We start from the raw sequence: 14,362 nt of genomic DNA, 5'->3' as shown, positions 1-14,362 counted from the left end.
CGCTACGCGGCCAGCAGATCGAACAGCGTCAACGCCACCACCTTGGTCGCGCGGCGCAAATCCTCCAGCGCCAGCTTTTCGTCGGCGTTCTTCGCATTCGATTCGAGCACCGTACGCGGCCCGGCGCCGTACATCACCGCCGGAATCCCGCGTTCGCCGTACAGGCGCGCGTCCGCATACAGCGGCGTGCCCACGGCGGGAATCGCTTCGCCCAGCACAGCCTGCGCATTGCGCCGCAGGCTGGCCACGAGCCGCTCGCCCCCCGGCAGCGGGCGCAGCGCCTGCGACAACAGCAGGCGCCGGATCTCGACGCGGATTCCCGGCAGCCCGGCCACCGCGCCTTCGATCAGGGCGCGCACGTCCGCTTCCACCGCAGCCGGGTCTTCTTCCGGAATCATGCGGCGGTCCAGCTTGAGCACGACCTTGCCGGGCACGACATTGGTATTGGTGCCGCCTTCGATGCGGCCGACGAGCATGGTCGGCGAGTCGATGCCGGGCACGCCCGACCTGATTTTTTTCAGCTCCGGCAGCTCGGCGTAGATCGCATTCAGGATGCGCGTGGCCGCCTGCAGCGCGTCGTGCGCGGTGTCGGGCATGGCGCCGTGGCCGGCCTTGCCGTGCACCGTCACTTCCAGCTGCAGGCAGGCATTGTGGGCGGTGACGACCTGGTAGCTGAAGCCGGCGGCAATCACCAGGTCGGGCCTGGTCAGGCCTTGCCCGAGCAGCCAGCCGGGACCCAGCAGGCCGCCGAATTCCTCGTCGTACGTGAAATGCAGTTCGACCCCGCCCTTCAGGTGCGTTCCCGTGGCTTCGAGCGCGCGCACCGCGAAGACGTAGGTGGCGAAGTCGCTCTTCGAGACGGCCGCCGCGCGCCCGTACAGGAAGCCGTCCTCGATCTCGGCGCCGTAAGGCGGATGGCTCCAGCCTTCGCCCGGCGGCACCACGTCGCCGTGGGCATTCAGGGCAATCGTCGGGCCGGCGCCGCCATAGGGCCGGCGCACGATCAGGTTGGTGATGCTTTGCATGCCGTAGTCGCGCACCGCGTCCAGGGGCACGGCGTGGCGCTCGACCTTCCAGCCGAAACCGGCGAGCATGTCCGCCACGGCTTCGGCATGCGGCGCATTGTCGCCGGGCGGCGTATCGGTCGGGATGCGCACGACCGATTGCAGGAACGCGACCTGTTCGTCGAAGTGGGCGTCGATCCAGTCGAGCAGCTGCTGTCGTGCGGTCATGGTGTTTTCCCTGTGCTTGCGCCGGCTTCGAACCAGGCGCCGACCTGGGCCCGCTCGGCGTCCGTCATCCGGGTGAGGTTGGCCAGCGGCATGGTCTTGAGCTGCACCGTCTGCTGGTAGATGCGCGCCGCGTGCTGCGCGACGCGCTGCGGCGAGTCGAGCATCACGCCGGCCGGCGCGGCGGAAAAGCCCGGCTGGGTCGGCTGGGCCGCATGGCAGCTTGCGCAGCGCTGGCCGACGATGGCGTTCACCCGGGTGAACTGGGCCGCGGCGTCGGGCCCCGGCTGCCGCGCGCCGGGCGCCTCCGGCGCGATCAGCACCGCCAGCACGGCCAGCAGCGCCACGCCCGCGGCTGGAAACTTCCACTCGACGCGACCCTTGTGGCGCAGGTTGAAGAAGTGGCGGATCAGCACGCCCGCCGCCATGATCACGGCCAGCACCGCCCAGGCATGTCGGTGGCCATAGGTGATCGCGTAATGGTTGCTGATCATGAGGAACAGTACCGGCAGCGTGAAGTAGTTGTTGTGGACCGAGCGCTGCTTCGCGCGGATGCCGTAGGCGGGATCGGGCTTGCGGCCGGCCCGCATGGCCTCGACCATCCTGCGCTGGCCGGGAATGATCACGTGCGCCACGTTGGCGACCATGATGGTGCCGATCATCGCGCCGACGTGCAGGTAGGCCGCGCGGCCGCTGAGCAGGTGCGTCAGTGCATAGCTGGCCGCCACCAGGAACACGAAGATGACGGCGCCGAAGGCCAGGTCGTGCTTGCCGAGCGGGGACTTGCACAGCAGGTCGTAGACCAGCCAGCCGGCCACCAGGCTACCCAGGCCGATGCCGACCGCTTGCCAGCCGGTGAGTTCGAGCACGCTGCGGTCGACCATCATCGCCTGCGCGTTCAGGTAGTAGACGATGACGAGCAGCGCGAAGCCCGACAGCCAGGTCGAATAGGCTTCCCACTTGAACCAGTGCAATTCCTGCGGCAGCGTGGCGGGGGCCACGAGGTATTTTTGCGGATTGTAGAAGCCGCCACCATGCACGGCCCAAAGTTCGCCGGCCACGCCCTTGCGCGCCAGGTCGGAGTCCGGCGCCGGCGGCCGGATGGTGTTGTCGAGCCAGACGAAATAGAAGGAGGCGCCGATCCAGGCAATGCCCGTGATGATGTGCAGCCAGCGCACCAGCAGATTGAGCCATTCGAGGGCATAGGTCCCGAGGTGTCCGAACACGTCCATGTACCGATCCTTGTCGCAGCAATTGGTTGACGATAAACCGATTTCATTTTATACAACTTGGAAATTGACGTATATTCGACATACCTGATCGGATATATGACAAACATGGCCGGCCTGCCCCAGCACCTGGATATTCACCTGATCCGTATCCTCTACCTGCTGCTGGTGGAAAAGAATGTCTCGCGGGTCGCGCTCAAGCTGAACCAGCCCCAGCCCTCGATCTCGGCCTCGCTGCGCAAGCTGCGCGAGCTGACCGGCGACCCTCTGCTGGTGCGCGGCGCGCGCGGCATGGTGCCGACCCAGCACGGCGAGAGCCTGCTCAAGCCGGCCAAGCGCATCCTCGACGAGACCGAAAGCCTGTTCATCAAGAAGTCGGCCTTCGTGCCCGAAGAGGCGGCGCGCACCTTCCACATCGCCGCGCCCGACTACCTCGACACCCGGTTCCTGCCGAACGTGGTGGCGGCCGTGCGCCGCGGCTCGCCCAACAGCCGCGTCGCGATCCACGGCATGGGCGCGGGGGCCGACTACCTGCGCATGCTCTCTGACGGCGAGATGGACCTGGTGATCGCCAACTGGGACGAGCCGCCCGCGCACCTGCACATCTCGAAACTGTTCGAGGACCCGATCGTCTGCACCATGCGCGCCGACAGCCCGTATGCCAAGCGCACCGGCGTCGACGCGATGACCATCGAAGACTACCTCGGTTTGCCGCACGTGGCACCCTCGCAGACGCTGCCGGGCTACCACGGCGTGATCGATGCCTTCCTCGCGCGCCAGGGCATGCAGCGCAGGATCGCGGTCGAGTCGCCCTATTTCGGGCTGATCCCCTACATGCTGACCCAGACCGACCTGGTACTCACCACCGGCCGCCAGTTCATGCGCTCGTACGAGAAGACGCTGCCGCTCAAGACCTTCAGCATGCCGCTCAAATTCCCGCCGATGCGCTTCTACCAGCTCTGGCACCAGCGCGTGCACCAGTCGCCGGAACACAAATGGCTGCGCGACCAGGTCAGCCAGGCGGCGCGGGCACTGGTGAGCGACTAGGGCCTGGGCCTCGGTATATGCGCGCGGCGACGAGGCGCAAGGGCCTGGACTTATGATCGAATCGCGCGCAGGATTTAGCATCGACTGCTTCGGATATTCACGAGACCGGCCATGACGACCCTTGCCACCCTGAACACCCTGGACCCTGCCGCCTTCGCCGCGGCGCTCGGCGGCATCTACGAGCACTCGCCCTGGGTCGCCGAACGCGCTGCCGGCCGGCGTCCGTTCGCCACCCTGGCCGCGCTCAAGCTTGCGCTGCAGGCCGTCGTCGACACGGCATCCGCGGACGAGCGCCTGGTGCTGCTGCGGGCGCACCCGGAACTGGCGGGCAAGGCGGCGATCGCCGGCGCGCTGACGCAGGAATCGACGGACGAACAGGCCGCCTCCGGCTTGAATGCGTGCAGCGCCGAGGAATATACGCGCCTGCAGCAGTTGAACGGCCAGTACAACGCCAAGTTCGGCTTTCCCTTCATTTTGGCCGTGAAAGGCCCGACCGGACGCGGCCTCGCACGCGGCGCCATCATCGAGACCTTCGCACGGCGCCTGGAGAACGGACGCGCCGACGAGTTGGCCGAGGCCCTGCGCCAGGTGCACCGCATTGCCGAGATCCGCCTCGACGTCCTGCTGGGCCTGACGCCGGCGCTGGGCGCGCAGGTGATGGACTGGTGCGACACGATCGGCGAGTGGAGCGACGCCGACGAGGGCCTGACCTGCGCCTACCTGACGCCGGCGCACCGGCGCACGGCCGCGCGCATCGTCAACTGGATGATCGACGCCGGCATGGACGCGCACATCGATGCGGTCGGCAACGTGGTCGGCCGCTACGCCGCGCTCGACCTCAATGCGAAGACCTTGATGACGGGCTCGCACTACGATACGGTGCGCAATGGCGGCAAGTACGACGGGCGCCTGGGCATCCTGCTCCCGATCGCGGTCGCCGCCCACCTGCACGCGCGTGGCGAGCGCCTGCCCTTCCATCTCGACGTGGTCGGCTTCGCGGAGGAGGAAGGCGTGCGCTTTCGCAGCACCTTCCTGGGCAGCAGCGCGATCACCGGGCATTTCGACGCTGCGCTGCTCGATGCGGCCGACGCGGATGGGGTGACCCTGCGCGAGGCGCTCGTCTCGAGCGGCCACGATCCCGCCGCGATCCCCTCCATCGCGCGCAAGCCCGAAGAACTGCTCGGTTTCGTCGAGGTCCACATCGAACAGGGGCCGGTGCTGCTCGAACGCGGCCTGCCGGTGGGCGTGGTGACGGCCATTGCCGGCAGCTCGCGCTATTGCGTCGAGCTGGCGGGCGTGGCCAGCCATGCCGGCACCACGCCGATGGGCATGCGCCGCGATGCCGCCGCCGCCGCCGCCGAGATCGTGCTGCTGGTCGAGCAACGCTGCGGCGGCGTCGAATCGCTCGTTGGCACCGTCGGCCAGCTGGAAGTGCCGGGCGGCTCGGTCAACGTGGTGCCAGGCGCCTGCAGGCTCTCGCTCGACATCCGCGCCGCCGACGACCGGGTGCGCCTGGCGGCCGTGGACGACATCCTGGCGGGGATCGGCGCCATTTGCGCGCGGCGCGGGATCGACCGGAAGCTGTGGAAGATCGTCGAGGCAAATGCGGCGCCTTGCGCTCCGCGCCTGATGGACCAGCTCGGCGCCGCGGTCGAGCGCCAGGGCGTGCCGCGCTGCGATCTGCTCTCCGGCGCCGGCCACGATGCGATGCAGATGGCGCGGATCACCGAGGTCGCGATGCTGTTCACGCGCTGCGGCAATGGCGGCATCAGCCACAATCGGCTCGAGACGATGACGGCGGACGACGCCGAACTGGCGGGACAGGTGCTGCTCGATTTCCTGCGCAGCATCGAGGTCAGGGAGTAGGCGGGAAGGTTTTCGCGGTGCCGGGCAGCGCGCCGCGCACCGTCAGCACGATCGACAGGCCGATGGACAGCAGCAGCAGGGGGCCGCCCAGCGACTCGTCGAACCGCCGGCCGAGCGCGGCGGCCTGTCCCGGATCGGACGCGCCCGCCAAGGCGCCGCTCAAGAACAGGGAACCGAGCCAGAATACCACGGCCCACAGCACGCACCAGGCAATCAGCTTGAACGGATTGCGCTGGACGGCCTGGGCCTGCTGACCCGTGCGCAGTGCGCCGCATACGGGGCAGGCGCCGCTGTCATGCAAACCGCTGGCACAACCCGGGCAATAGATCATTTCCATGTTCGCTACTCCATCGGTTGCACGTCGATGTCATGTGGTGCGAAGAAAAGTCATGCGGCAGGCGGGCCATGGCGCTGACCGCTGTCATTGCCACTTTAAAGACACTGGCAAGCATGTCAAGGATTACGGATGATCGGATTGCGTCCTGCCTGTCATCGATGCTTCCGGACGCGCATCGTCCAGCGATCCTTATTGTTTTGGCCGACGCGCCAGCACCAGTGCGATCCCGCCCAGTATCGCCGCCGACGCCAGCACCAGCCGCCACGTCACCGGCTCGGCCAGGAAAGCCACCGCGCCGACCGCCGTGATCAAGGGCACCGACAGCTGCACCGTCGCCGCCCGCATCGCCGTCAACCCGCGCAGCGCCGTGTACCACAGCGCATAACCGACGCCCGAGGTCAGCGCCCCCGACGCCACCGCCAGCACGATGCCCGATGCGTCGGCATGCGCGCCGTCTATGAACGGCAGCCATGACACCAGCGCCAGTGGCGCCGCCCTCAGGAAGTTACCGGCCGTGGCACCCAGCGGGTCGGGCGCGCCGCGACCGCGCAGCGAGTACACGCCCCAGGCCGCCCCCGCCAGGGCCATGGAGGCCGCACCGGCCAGCGGCGGCGCGCTCACGCCCGGCAGCACCAGGCAAACCAGCCCCCCCGCCGCCAGCGCCAGCCCGCACCAGGCCAGCGGCGTAAAGCGCTCGCCCCCGCGCATGGCCCAGCCGAACATGGTCAGCTGCACGGCGCCGAACAGGATCAGCGCGCCGGTTCCCGCGCTCAAGCCCACATAAGCGAACGAGAACAAGGCGACATAGGCGAACAGCATCGACGCCGAGAGCCAGTCGCCGCCGGCCGCTCCACTGCCCGCCCGTACGCGCACGATGATGACCAGCGCGAGCGCGCCCGATGCGATCCGGATTGCGCCGAAGCTGGCCGGATCGATGCCGCCGCCGGCGAGGGCCAGGCGGCACAACAGCGAATTGGCGGCGAAGGCCAGCATGGCGGCCGCCGTGAAGGCCAGGGTGGCAAGGTGCGGCGTTTCTGACGAGTGGTCACGCATGGTCTGCTTCCGGCCGGTGGTTGATCTGGATGCTCCCGTCCGGGCGGCTACCCGGACGGTTGGTTCATTCGAATGCGCGCGGCGGCGCACGCCGCGCGCCGGCACGGCTTTTCAGCCAGTCGCGTCCGCCCGCATCGAGGGCCTGGGCCACGACGGCCGGCGGCAGGCTGTAGACGGTTGCCCAGGTGGCGCGGCCGTCCGCGCCGTTCGACGGAAAGCTGCTCGTTTCGATCGGCCAGTTGTATTTGCGTTTCAGGGTGCGGACGATGGCCGCCAGCGTGACGCGTCCGCGCAGCGGTTCGGCGCCGGTCTGGTCTTCGTCGGACAGCAGGACGGCCAGCACGGCGCCACGCGCGGTCAGCGGTCCGGGAAAGCTTGGGGATTTGCTCGGCATGCTGGCATTTTAGCCGCTCAGCCCACAACCCCGGCGCGTTCCAGCATCGCATGCAGCAGCACGTTGCAGCCGGCCTCGAGGTGCGCCGGCTGGGCGTCCTCGATCTCGTTGTGGCTGATGCCGTCCTTGCAGGGCACGAAGATCATGCCCGAGGGCGCCACGCGCGCCGCATAGATGGCGTCGTGCCCTGCGCCCGAGACGACGTCCATCGTCGAGTAGCCGAGCTTGCCGGTCGCGGCGCGCACGGCGTCCACGCACACCGGATGGAACGTGCATGGCGGGTAGTAGGAAACCCGTTCGAGTTCGATGCCCAGTCCCGTTTCGCGTCGCGTCTTCGCCACGAAGGCCAGCATTTCCTCGTGCATCGTGTCGAGCAGTTCGTCGTTCACGTTGCGCAGGTCGATGCTGAATTTCACCTCGCCCGGGATGACGTTGCGGCTGTTCGGGAATACCTGCACCATGCCGACCGTTCCGCGTCCGTAGGGCGGATAGCGGTGCGCGATCGCCACCACCTCCTGCATGATGCCGGCGGCCACCTGCAGCGCGTCGCGGCGCAGGCCCATCGGAGTCGGTCCGGCGTGCGCTTCCATGCCGGACACCGTGCAGTCGTACCAGGACAGGCCCATCACCGCCGGCACCACGCCGATCACCTTGCCGGCGTCTTCCAGCACCGGACCCTGCTCGATGTGGGCTTCGAAATAGGCGCCGATCGGGTGCCGGCCCGGCTCCTCGCCGCCGAGGTAGCCGATGCGTTCCAGCTCCTCGCGCACGGTCTTGCCGTCGACGTCCTGCGCGGCATAGGCGGTATCCAGGCTGAAGGCGCCGCAGAAGACGCCGGAGCCCATCATCACCGGCACGAAGCGCGAACCTTCCTCGTTGGTCCAGATGGCGACTTCGACCGGGGCCTCGGTGACGATGCGATGGTCGTTCAGGGTGCGCACTACCTCGATGCCGGCCAGCACGCCGTAGTTGCCGTCGAACTTGCCGCCGGTGGGCTGGGTGTCGACGTGGCTGCCGGTGACGATCGGCGCCAGACTGTCGTCGCGGCCGGCACGGCGCATGAAGACGTTGCCGATCCTGTCGACGGTGACGGCCATGCCGGCTTCGCGGGCCCAGCCGACCACCAGGTCGCGGCCCTGGCGGTCGAGATCGGTCAGGGCGAGGCGCTTGACGCCGCCCTTGGCGGTGGCGCCGATATGCGCCAGTTCCATCAGCGAGTTCCACAGGCGTTGGCCGTTGATGCGCAGCGTGTCGGGCATGGTCGCTTTCCGTTATGGGGGTGGCGGTTTACAGCGGCGCGAAAGCCGGCCGGTCGATGTGGCGGCCGGCGCCCTCTTGCGCGCGCAGGTCGCCGCGTTCGAACACGAGCTTGCCGGCGGCGACGGTATGGGTCGGGATGCCGCGCACGGTGCGGCCCTCGAAGACGTTGAAGCCGCCTTTCGCGAACTGGGTCCTGCTCGATAGGGTGCGGGTGCCGTGCGGGTCCCAGACGACGATATCGGCATCGGCCCCGACCGCGATCACGCCCTTGCGCGGATACATGTTGAAGATCTGCGCCGCGTTGGTCGAGGTGACGCGCACGAATTCCGACGGCGTGAGCGTGCCCGTGTTCACGCCTGCGTCCCACACGACCGCCATGCGTTCCTCGACCCCGCCGCAGCCGTTCGGAATGCGCGTGAAGTCGCCGGCGCCGGCCGCCTTCTGTTCGGCGCAGAAGGTGCAGTGGTCGGTCGCTGTCGTATGCAGGTTGCCCCCGCGCAAGCCCTGCCACAGTGCCAGCTGGTGCCGCGGGCTGCGAAACGGTGGGCTCATCACATGGGCGCGCGCGAAGTCCTCGTCGGCGCTGGCATAGACGCTGTCGTCGATGACGAGGTGGCCGGCCAGCGCTTCGCCATACACGCGCTGGCCCTTGGCACGGGCGCGGGTGATGGCCTCTAGGGATTCGGCGCAGGACACGTGCACGATGTACACCGGCGTGCCGAGCACATTGGCGATGGCGATCGCGCGGTTGGCCGCCTCGGCCTCGACTTCCGGTGGGCGCGACAGCGGATGCGCCCTGGCGCCGGTGATCCCTTTTTGCAGCAGCTCCTGCTGCAGCTGGTAGACCAGCTCCCCGTTTTCCGCGTGCACCGTCGGGATCGCGCCCAGTTCGAGCGAACGGCGAAAGCTCTTCACGAGCGTCCCGTCGTCGGCCATGATCGCGTTCTTGTACGCCATGAAGTGCTTGAAGCTGTTCACGCCATGCTCGCGCACCAGGGTGCCCATGTCGGCATGGACCGAATCGTCCCACCAGGTCACGGCCACGTGGAAGGTGTAGTCGCCGGCCGATTTTTTCGCCCAGCCGCGCCAGGCGCGCCAGGCTTCCATCAGCGGCTGCTTCGGGTCGGGAATGACGAAGTCCATGATCGTCGTCGTGCCGCCGGCCAGGCCCGCCGCGGTGCCGGTGAAAAAATCGTCGGCGCTGACCGTGCCCATGAAGGGCAGCTGCATGTGGGTATGGGGGTCGATCCCGCCCGGCATCACGTACTGGCCGCCGGCATCGATCACGGTGGCGTTCACCGGCGCCTCCAGGTTCTCGCCGACGGCCACGATGCTGTCGCCGTAGCAAAGCACGTCGCCGCGGAAGGCGCGGTCGGCGTTGACGATGGTGCCGCCGCGGATAATCGTCGTCATGGAGCGCTCCGGAGGTTCAGGTTCTCGCCGGGCGCAGTGCCGGCAGCGCGCGCCCTTTCATCATCAGGCCGTAGGCGAGGCCGGAAATGAGCACGCCGACGAACCAGGCATAGGTGTAGATGGTCTTGAAGGTGTCGCCCACGCCGGGGAAGGAGGCCGGGAAAGCGGCGTTCAGGAAGCCCGGGATGTTGGGCGCCACGCCCAGCAGGAAGGCCACGATCGCCGCCACGTTCCAGCCGCTGCCGTACGAGTAGATGCCGCCGTGGCGGTACAGCTGGTCGACGTCGAGCGTGGTCTTGCGGATGAAGTAGTAGTCGATGATCATGATCCCGGCGATCGGCCCGAGCAGCGCCGAGTAGCCGATCAGCCAGGTGAAGATATAGCCTTGCGTCGTCTCCAGGATTTTCCACGGCATCATCACCAGCGCGATGCCGGCCGTCAGGTAGCCGCCGGCGCGGTAGCTGACCTGCCTGGGCGCGAGCGCGGAAAAATCGTAGGCCGGTCCCACCAGGTTGGCCGCGAGATTGACGCTGACGGTATCGATCAGGAGCACGATCAGGGCCACCAGCACCGCCACGCCCGTCATGCGGCTGGCGACGTCGACCGGGTCCCACAGCGCCTTGCCGTACAGGACGACCGTGGCCGAGGTGACAATCACCGCCAATGCCGCCAATAAACCCATCGGCGCCGGCAGGCCGATCGTCTGACCGACGATCTGGTCGCGCTGGGATTTGGCGAAGCGGGTGAAATCGGGAATGTTCAAGGCGAGCGTGGCCCAGAAACCGACCATGGCGGTCAGCGAAGGCCAGAAGGTGGTCCAGAACTGGCCGGCTTTCTTGCCGCCTTCGACGAACTGCGAAGGCTGGTCGAGCAGCGGGCCGAAGCCGCCCGCCTTCTCGTACACCCAGCCCAGCAACACGAAACAGATCGCGATTTTCAGGGGCGCGGTCCAGGTCTCGAGCTTGCGGATCGATTCCATGCCGTGCACGATGAAATAGAACTGGATCGCCCAAAAGGCCAGGAAACAGAGCAGCTGGCCAAGGTTGATGCCGAGGCCGGCGATCGGCTCGCCGCCGACCGGGTGGCCCAGCAGCACCCCGAGCAGCGTGTAGATCATGCTGCCGCCGAACCAGGTCTGGATGCCGTACCAGCCGCAGGCGACGATGGCGCGCATCAGCGCCGGCAGCTTGGCGCCGGACGTGCCGAAGGAGGCGCGCGCCAGCACCGCGTAGGGGATGCCGTACTTGGTGCCGGCGTGGCCGATCAGGAGCATCGGCAGCAGCACGATGGCGTTTGCCAGGAATACTGTCCATACCGCCTGCCAGCCCGACATGCCGGCCTCGATCAGGCTGGCCGAGAGCGTATAGGCGGGGATGCACATCACCATCCCGACCCAGAGCGCGGCGAAATGGTACCAGCGCCAGGTACGCTGGGCGGCGCTGGTGGGCGCCAGGTCGTGGTTCCACAATTCAGGGCTGACAGGGTGTTGCGTCACGGTAGATTTCTCCAATCAGGTTGAAACTGCGACGCAGTCTAAAGCACTCACCCAGGAATAAACAGCTTCCCGGCTGCCGGAAGCGGCGCGTTGCCGCACCGGAGCGTGCCTGCACCGCCTCCGCCCCTGCTTACACGGTTTCACGTTTGTTTCCTTTCAAAAACATCGCGCGTACCTATCGGTTCAGGCCGTTTCGACGGCGGCCGCCGCGCCCACGACGGTCAGCAGCGGCCGCGTCTCGGCGTGCGGATTGCGCGGGTCTTGCGTCCAGTTCATGGTGGGCTTGCCGGTTTCCTGCGGCACCATCGTGATGCAGGTGTCGACCGGGCAGGTGATTTCGCACAGGTTGCAGCCGACGCAGGCGTCGCGCAGCACTTCGTAGCGGCGCGCGCCGTTCTCCAGCACCGAGCGGCCGATGGCCTGGTGCGAGGTGTCCTCGCAGGCCACGAAGCACTTGCCGCAGGCGATGCATTTGTCCTGGTCGATGTGCGCGATCGTCTGGAAATTCATGTCCAGGTATTTCCAGTCGGTCGTGTTCGGCACCGCCTTGCGCGAGAAGGCGGCGATGTTCGCATATCCCTTGCCGTCCATCCAGCGCGCCAGGCCGTCCTTCATTTCCTCGACGATGCGGAAACCATGCAGCATCGCCGCGGTGCACACCTGCACCGAGCCGGCGCCGAGCGCGATGAATTCGGCCGCATCGCGCCAGTTGCCGATTCCGCCGATGCCGGAAATGGGCAAGCCGGCGGTAGCGGGATCGCGCGCGATTTCCGCCACCATGTTCAGTGCGATCGGTTTCACGGCTGCGCCGCAATAGCCGCCATGGGTGCTGGCGTTTCCCACGGCCGGAAACGCAACCATGTTGTCCAGATCCAGATGGGTGATCGAGTTGATGGTGTTGATCAGCGAGACCGCATCGGCCCCGCCGGCCAGCGCGGCCCTTGCCGGGGCGCGCACGTCGGTGATGTTGGGGGTGAGTTTCACGATCACCGGCAGGCGCGTATGCTTCTTGCACCAGGCGGTGACCATCCGCACGTAGTCCGGCACCTGGCCCACGGCCGCGCCCATGCCGCGTTCGGGCATGCCGTGCGGACAGCCGAAATTGAGTTCGATGCCATCGGCGCCGGTCGCTTCCACCAGCGGCAGGATTGCCGCCCACGGCGCTTCCTCGCAGGGCAGCATCAAGGACACGATCATGGCGCGGTCGGGCCAGGCCTGCTTGACGGCCGTGATTTCGCGCAGGTTGATTTCCAGGCTGCGGTCGGTGATCAGTTCGATGTTGTTAAAGCCGATCACTTCACGGTTCTTGCCGTAATGGGCCGAATAGCGCGACGAGACGTTGACCGCCGGCGGATCTTCGCCCAGCGTCTTCCACACCACGCCGCCCCAGCCGGCGTCGAAGGCGCGCACCACGTTATAGGCCTTGTCGGTTGGCGGGGCCGAGGCCAGCCAGAACGGATTGGGCGATTTGATGCCGCAGAAATCGATGCTCAGGTCGGCCATGCTGCCCCCTCCAGGATGTCGTGATGGATCGCCAGCGCGGCGAGCTTGCCGTGCTGGACCGCCTGCACCGTCAGGTCGGGTCCCAGCGCCACGCAGTCGCCGCCCGCATAGATGCCGGGGACCCGGGTGCGCAGGGCGCCGTCGACGACGATCCGTTCGCCGCCCCGCCACAGTCCCTGGGCCAGCGTATCGAATCCGGAGGGCGGCGCCATCGCCTGGCCAATCGCCTTGAAGACGGCGTCGGCGGCGATCTCGATGAAGGCGCCGGTACGCGCCAGGCGGCCTTCGTCCATGCGCGTTTCCTCGAAGCGCATGCCGGCCACGCGGCCGGCGTCGTCGACCAGCACTTCCAGCGGCGACGCCCAGGTTTTGATGCGCACCGAGTCGAGCTTGGCGATCTCGATCTCGTGGCCGGTCGCGCTCATGGCATCGAAGCCGCGGCGGTAGACCAGGGTCACTTCGTCGGCCCCCAGCCGCTTGAGCTGCACCGCCATGTCGACCGCGGTGTTGCCGGCGCCGATCACGATGGCGCGGCGCGGCACCGGCAGGGTCGACAGGTCGCGCGCCTGGCGCAAGGCGGCGATGTAGTCGGTCGCCGCCAGCAAGCCGGGCGCGTCTTCGCCGGTGAGGCCGAGACGGCGGCTGGCGCCCAGGCCCAGCCCCAGGAACACGGCGTCGAAGCGCGCATGCAGGTCGTGCAGCTGGAGGTTGTCGCCCAGCGCCTGGCCGTACTGGATGTCGATGCCGCCGATCGAGAGCAGGAAATCGACTTCCTGCTGGGCGAAGTCGCCAGGCAGCTTGTACCTGGCGATGCCGTATTCGTTCAGGCCGCCGGCTTTGGTTCTGGACTCGAAGACGACGACGTCGTGCCCGAGCATGGCCAGGCGGTGCGCGCAGGACAGGCCGGCGGGGCCGGCGCCGACTACGGCGACCGTCTTGCCGGTCAAGGGCGCGCGCGCGAAGGGGTGGCCATGGAAGCTGGCATTGTCGATCGCGTGGCGCTGCAGCAGGCCGATTTTCACCGGCTCGCGCTCGGCGTAGTGGTTGCGCACGCAGGCGTCCTCGCACAGGATCTCGGTCGGGCAGACGCGCGCGCAGCTGCCGCCAAAGATGTTCTGGCCCAGGATGCCGACGGCGGCGCCGTCGATGTTGCGGTCGTGGATATTGCGGATGAAGCTGGCGACGTCGATGCCGGTCGGGCAGGCGCGGGTGCAGGGGGCGTCGTAACAGTAGAGGCAGCGCGCCGCTTCGATGGCCGCCTGGCGGCTGGTCAGGGGCGGCGCCAGGTCCGTGAATTGCGCCGCGAGTGCGTCGTGGGAATCGGCTGCGGGCGGCAGGTGCAAGAGAGTCTCGATCATGTGCATCCCTTATTGAGGTGGAGTGCTGGTGTTCGACTGCTGCTTACCTGTTGCTGGCGATACTGGCGGTGCTGGCGGTGCTGGCGGTGCTGGCGATGCTGGCGGTGCTCGATACTTCGACCGGTCGCGCGGCCGGTCGCGCGACGGCGCTCGGCGCGCGGGCGACGCGCCCGGCGCC

Annotated in this window: 12 protein-coding genes; 2 read left to right on the top strand and 10 right to left on the bottom strand. The window is 67.8% G+C overall.

Annotation, left to right across the window (positions count from 1 at the left end):
* Positions 1 to 2 precede the first annotated feature (2 nt).
* Together ACFPOU_RS01640 and ACFPOU_RS01635 are read right to left on the bottom strand one after the other, a co-directional pair.
* Positions 3 to 1,232, bottom strand: a complete 1,230-nt coding sequence (locus ACFPOU_RS01640; RefSeq protein ID WP_379716201.1) for a M20/M25/M40 family metallo-hydrolase — start codon at positions 1,230 to 1,232, stop codon at positions 3 to 5.
* The gene (locus ACFPOU_RS01635; protein WP_379716198.1) at positions 1,229 to 2,461 is read right to left on the bottom strand and encodes a urate hydroxylase PuuD; all 1,233 of its coding nucleotides are present in this window, start codon (positions 2,459 to 2,461) and stop codon (positions 1,229 to 1,231) included. Before ACFPOU_RS01635 ends, ACFPOU_RS01640 begins: the two co-directional genes overlap by 4 nt.
* Positions 2,462 to 2,566: 105 nt before the next feature.
* Between ACFPOU_RS01635 and ACFPOU_RS01630 the strand changes: the two genes are divergently transcribed.
* Both ACFPOU_RS01630 and ACFPOU_RS01625 read left to right on the top strand, forming a co-directional pair.
* Entirely contained in the window at positions 2,567 to 3,505 is a 939-nt protein-coding gene (locus ACFPOU_RS01630) for a LysR substrate-binding domain-containing protein (protein ID WP_379716615.1), read from the top strand.
* Positions 3,506 to 3,616: 111 nt separating this feature from the next.
* The gene (locus ACFPOU_RS01625; protein ID WP_379716195.1) at positions 3,617 to 5,371 is read left to right on the top strand and encodes an allantoate amidohydrolase; all 1,755 of its coding nucleotides are present in this window, start codon (positions 3,617 to 3,619) and stop codon (positions 5,369 to 5,371) included.
* Here the strand turns inward: ACFPOU_RS01625 and ACFPOU_RS01620 are convergent.
* From ACFPOU_RS01620 to ACFPOU_RS01585, 8 genes are all read right to left on the bottom strand, one after another.
* Entirely contained in the window at positions 5,361 to 5,708 is a 348-nt protein-coding gene (locus tag ACFPOU_RS01620) for a hypothetical protein (protein ID WP_379716192.1), read from the bottom strand. The two genes, ACFPOU_RS01625 and ACFPOU_RS01620, sit on opposite strands and share 11 nt — an antisense overlap.
* Positions 5,709 to 5,897: 189 nt before the next feature.
* A complete protein-coding gene (locus tag ACFPOU_RS01615) occupies positions 5,898 to 6,761 on the bottom strand; it encodes a DMT family transporter (protein WP_379716189.1) in 864 nt (287 codons plus the stop codon).
* Between the two features lie 64 nt (positions 6,762 to 6,825).
* On the bottom strand, positions 6,826 to 7,155 hold the full coding sequence (locus tag ACFPOU_RS01610) for a hypothetical protein (protein ID WP_379716186.1): 330 nt from the start codon (positions 7,153 to 7,155) through the stop codon (positions 6,826 to 6,828).
* Between the two features lie 17 nt (positions 7,156 to 7,172).
* Positions 7,173 to 8,414, bottom strand: coding sequence for a Zn-dependent hydrolase (locus ACFPOU_RS01605; protein ID WP_379716183.1), 1,242 nt, complete (start codon positions 8,412 to 8,414; stop codon positions 7,173 to 7,175).
* 28 nt (positions 8,415 to 8,442) lie between these two features.
* A complete protein-coding gene (gene hydA / locus ACFPOU_RS01600) occupies positions 8,443 to 9,828 on the bottom strand; it encodes a dihydropyrimidinase (RefSeq protein ID WP_379716180.1) in 1,386 nt (461 codons plus the stop codon).
* A 16-nt stretch (positions 9,829 to 9,844) separates the two neighbouring features.
* The gene (locus tag ACFPOU_RS01595; protein WP_379716177.1) at positions 9,845 to 11,323 is read right to left on the bottom strand and encodes an NCS1 family nucleobase:cation symporter-1; all 1,479 of its coding nucleotides are present in this window, start codon (positions 11,321 to 11,323) and stop codon (positions 9,845 to 9,847) included.
* A 183-nt stretch (positions 11,324 to 11,506) separates the two neighbouring features.
* Positions 11,507 to 12,826, bottom strand: a complete 1,320-nt coding sequence (gene preA, locus ACFPOU_RS01590) for an NAD-dependent dihydropyrimidine dehydrogenase subunit PreA (protein ID WP_379716174.1) — start codon at positions 12,824 to 12,826, stop codon at positions 11,507 to 11,509.
* Positions 12,814 to 14,184, bottom strand: a complete 1,371-nt coding sequence (locus ACFPOU_RS01585) for an NAD(P)-dependent oxidoreductase (RefSeq protein WP_379716171.1) — start codon at positions 14,182 to 14,184, stop codon at positions 12,814 to 12,816. The genes preA and ACFPOU_RS01585 overlap by 13 nt, the downstream gene beginning before the upstream one ends.
* Positions 14,185 to 14,362: the final 178 nt, after the last annotated feature.

Origin of the sequence: Massilia jejuensis (genome assembly GCF_042656795.1) — a bacterium.
Taxonomy (GTDB): domain Bacteria; phylum Pseudomonadota; class Gammaproteobacteria; order Burkholderiales; family Burkholderiaceae_D; genus Telluria; species Telluria jejuensis.
Note: the sequence above shows the minus strand (reverse complement) of the source record. Positions and strands in the feature narration are given on the sequence as shown.

Bases quoted from the DNA above. Each gene is read 5' to 3' on its own strand.
- ACFPOU_RS01640 (WP_379716201.1), bottom strand. From the start codon at position 1,232: ATGACCGCACGACAGCAGCTGCTCGACTGGATCGACGCCCACTTCGAC.
- ACFPOU_RS01635 (WP_379716198.1), bottom strand. From the start codon at position 2,461: ATGGACGTGTTCGGACACCTCGGGACCTATGCCCTCGAATGGCTCAAT.
- ACFPOU_RS01630 (WP_379716615.1), top strand. From the start codon at position 2,567: ATGGCCGGCCTGCCCCAGCACCTGGATATTCACCTGATCCGTATCCTC.
- ACFPOU_RS01625 (WP_379716195.1), top strand. From the start codon at position 3,617: ATGACGACCCTTGCCACCCTGAACACCCTGGACCCTGCCGCCTTCGCC.
- ACFPOU_RS01620 (WP_379716192.1), bottom strand. From the start codon at position 5,708: ATGGAAATGATCTATTGCCCGGGTTGTGCCAGCGGTTTGCATGACAGC.
- ACFPOU_RS01615 (WP_379716189.1), bottom strand. From the start codon at position 6,761: ATGCGTGACCACTCGTCAGAAACGCCGCACCTTGCCACCCTGGCCTTC.
- ACFPOU_RS01610 (WP_379716186.1), bottom strand. From the start codon at position 7,155: ATGCCGAGCAAATCCCCAAGCTTTCCCGGACCGCTGACCGCGCGTGGC.
- ACFPOU_RS01605 (WP_379716183.1), bottom strand. From the start codon at position 8,414: ATGCCCGACACGCTGCGCATCAACGGCCAACGCCTGTGGAACTCGCTG.
- hydA (WP_379716180.1), bottom strand. From the start codon at position 9,828: ATGACGACGATTATCCGCGGCGGCACCATCGTCAACGCCGACCGCGCC.
- preA (WP_379716174.1), bottom strand. From the start codon at position 12,826: ATGGCCGACCTGAGCATCGATTTCTGCGGCATCAAATCGCCCAATCCG.
- ACFPOU_RS01585 (WP_379716171.1), bottom strand. From the start codon at position 14,184: ATGATCGAGACTCTCTTGCACCTGCCGCCCGCAGCCGATTCCCACGAC.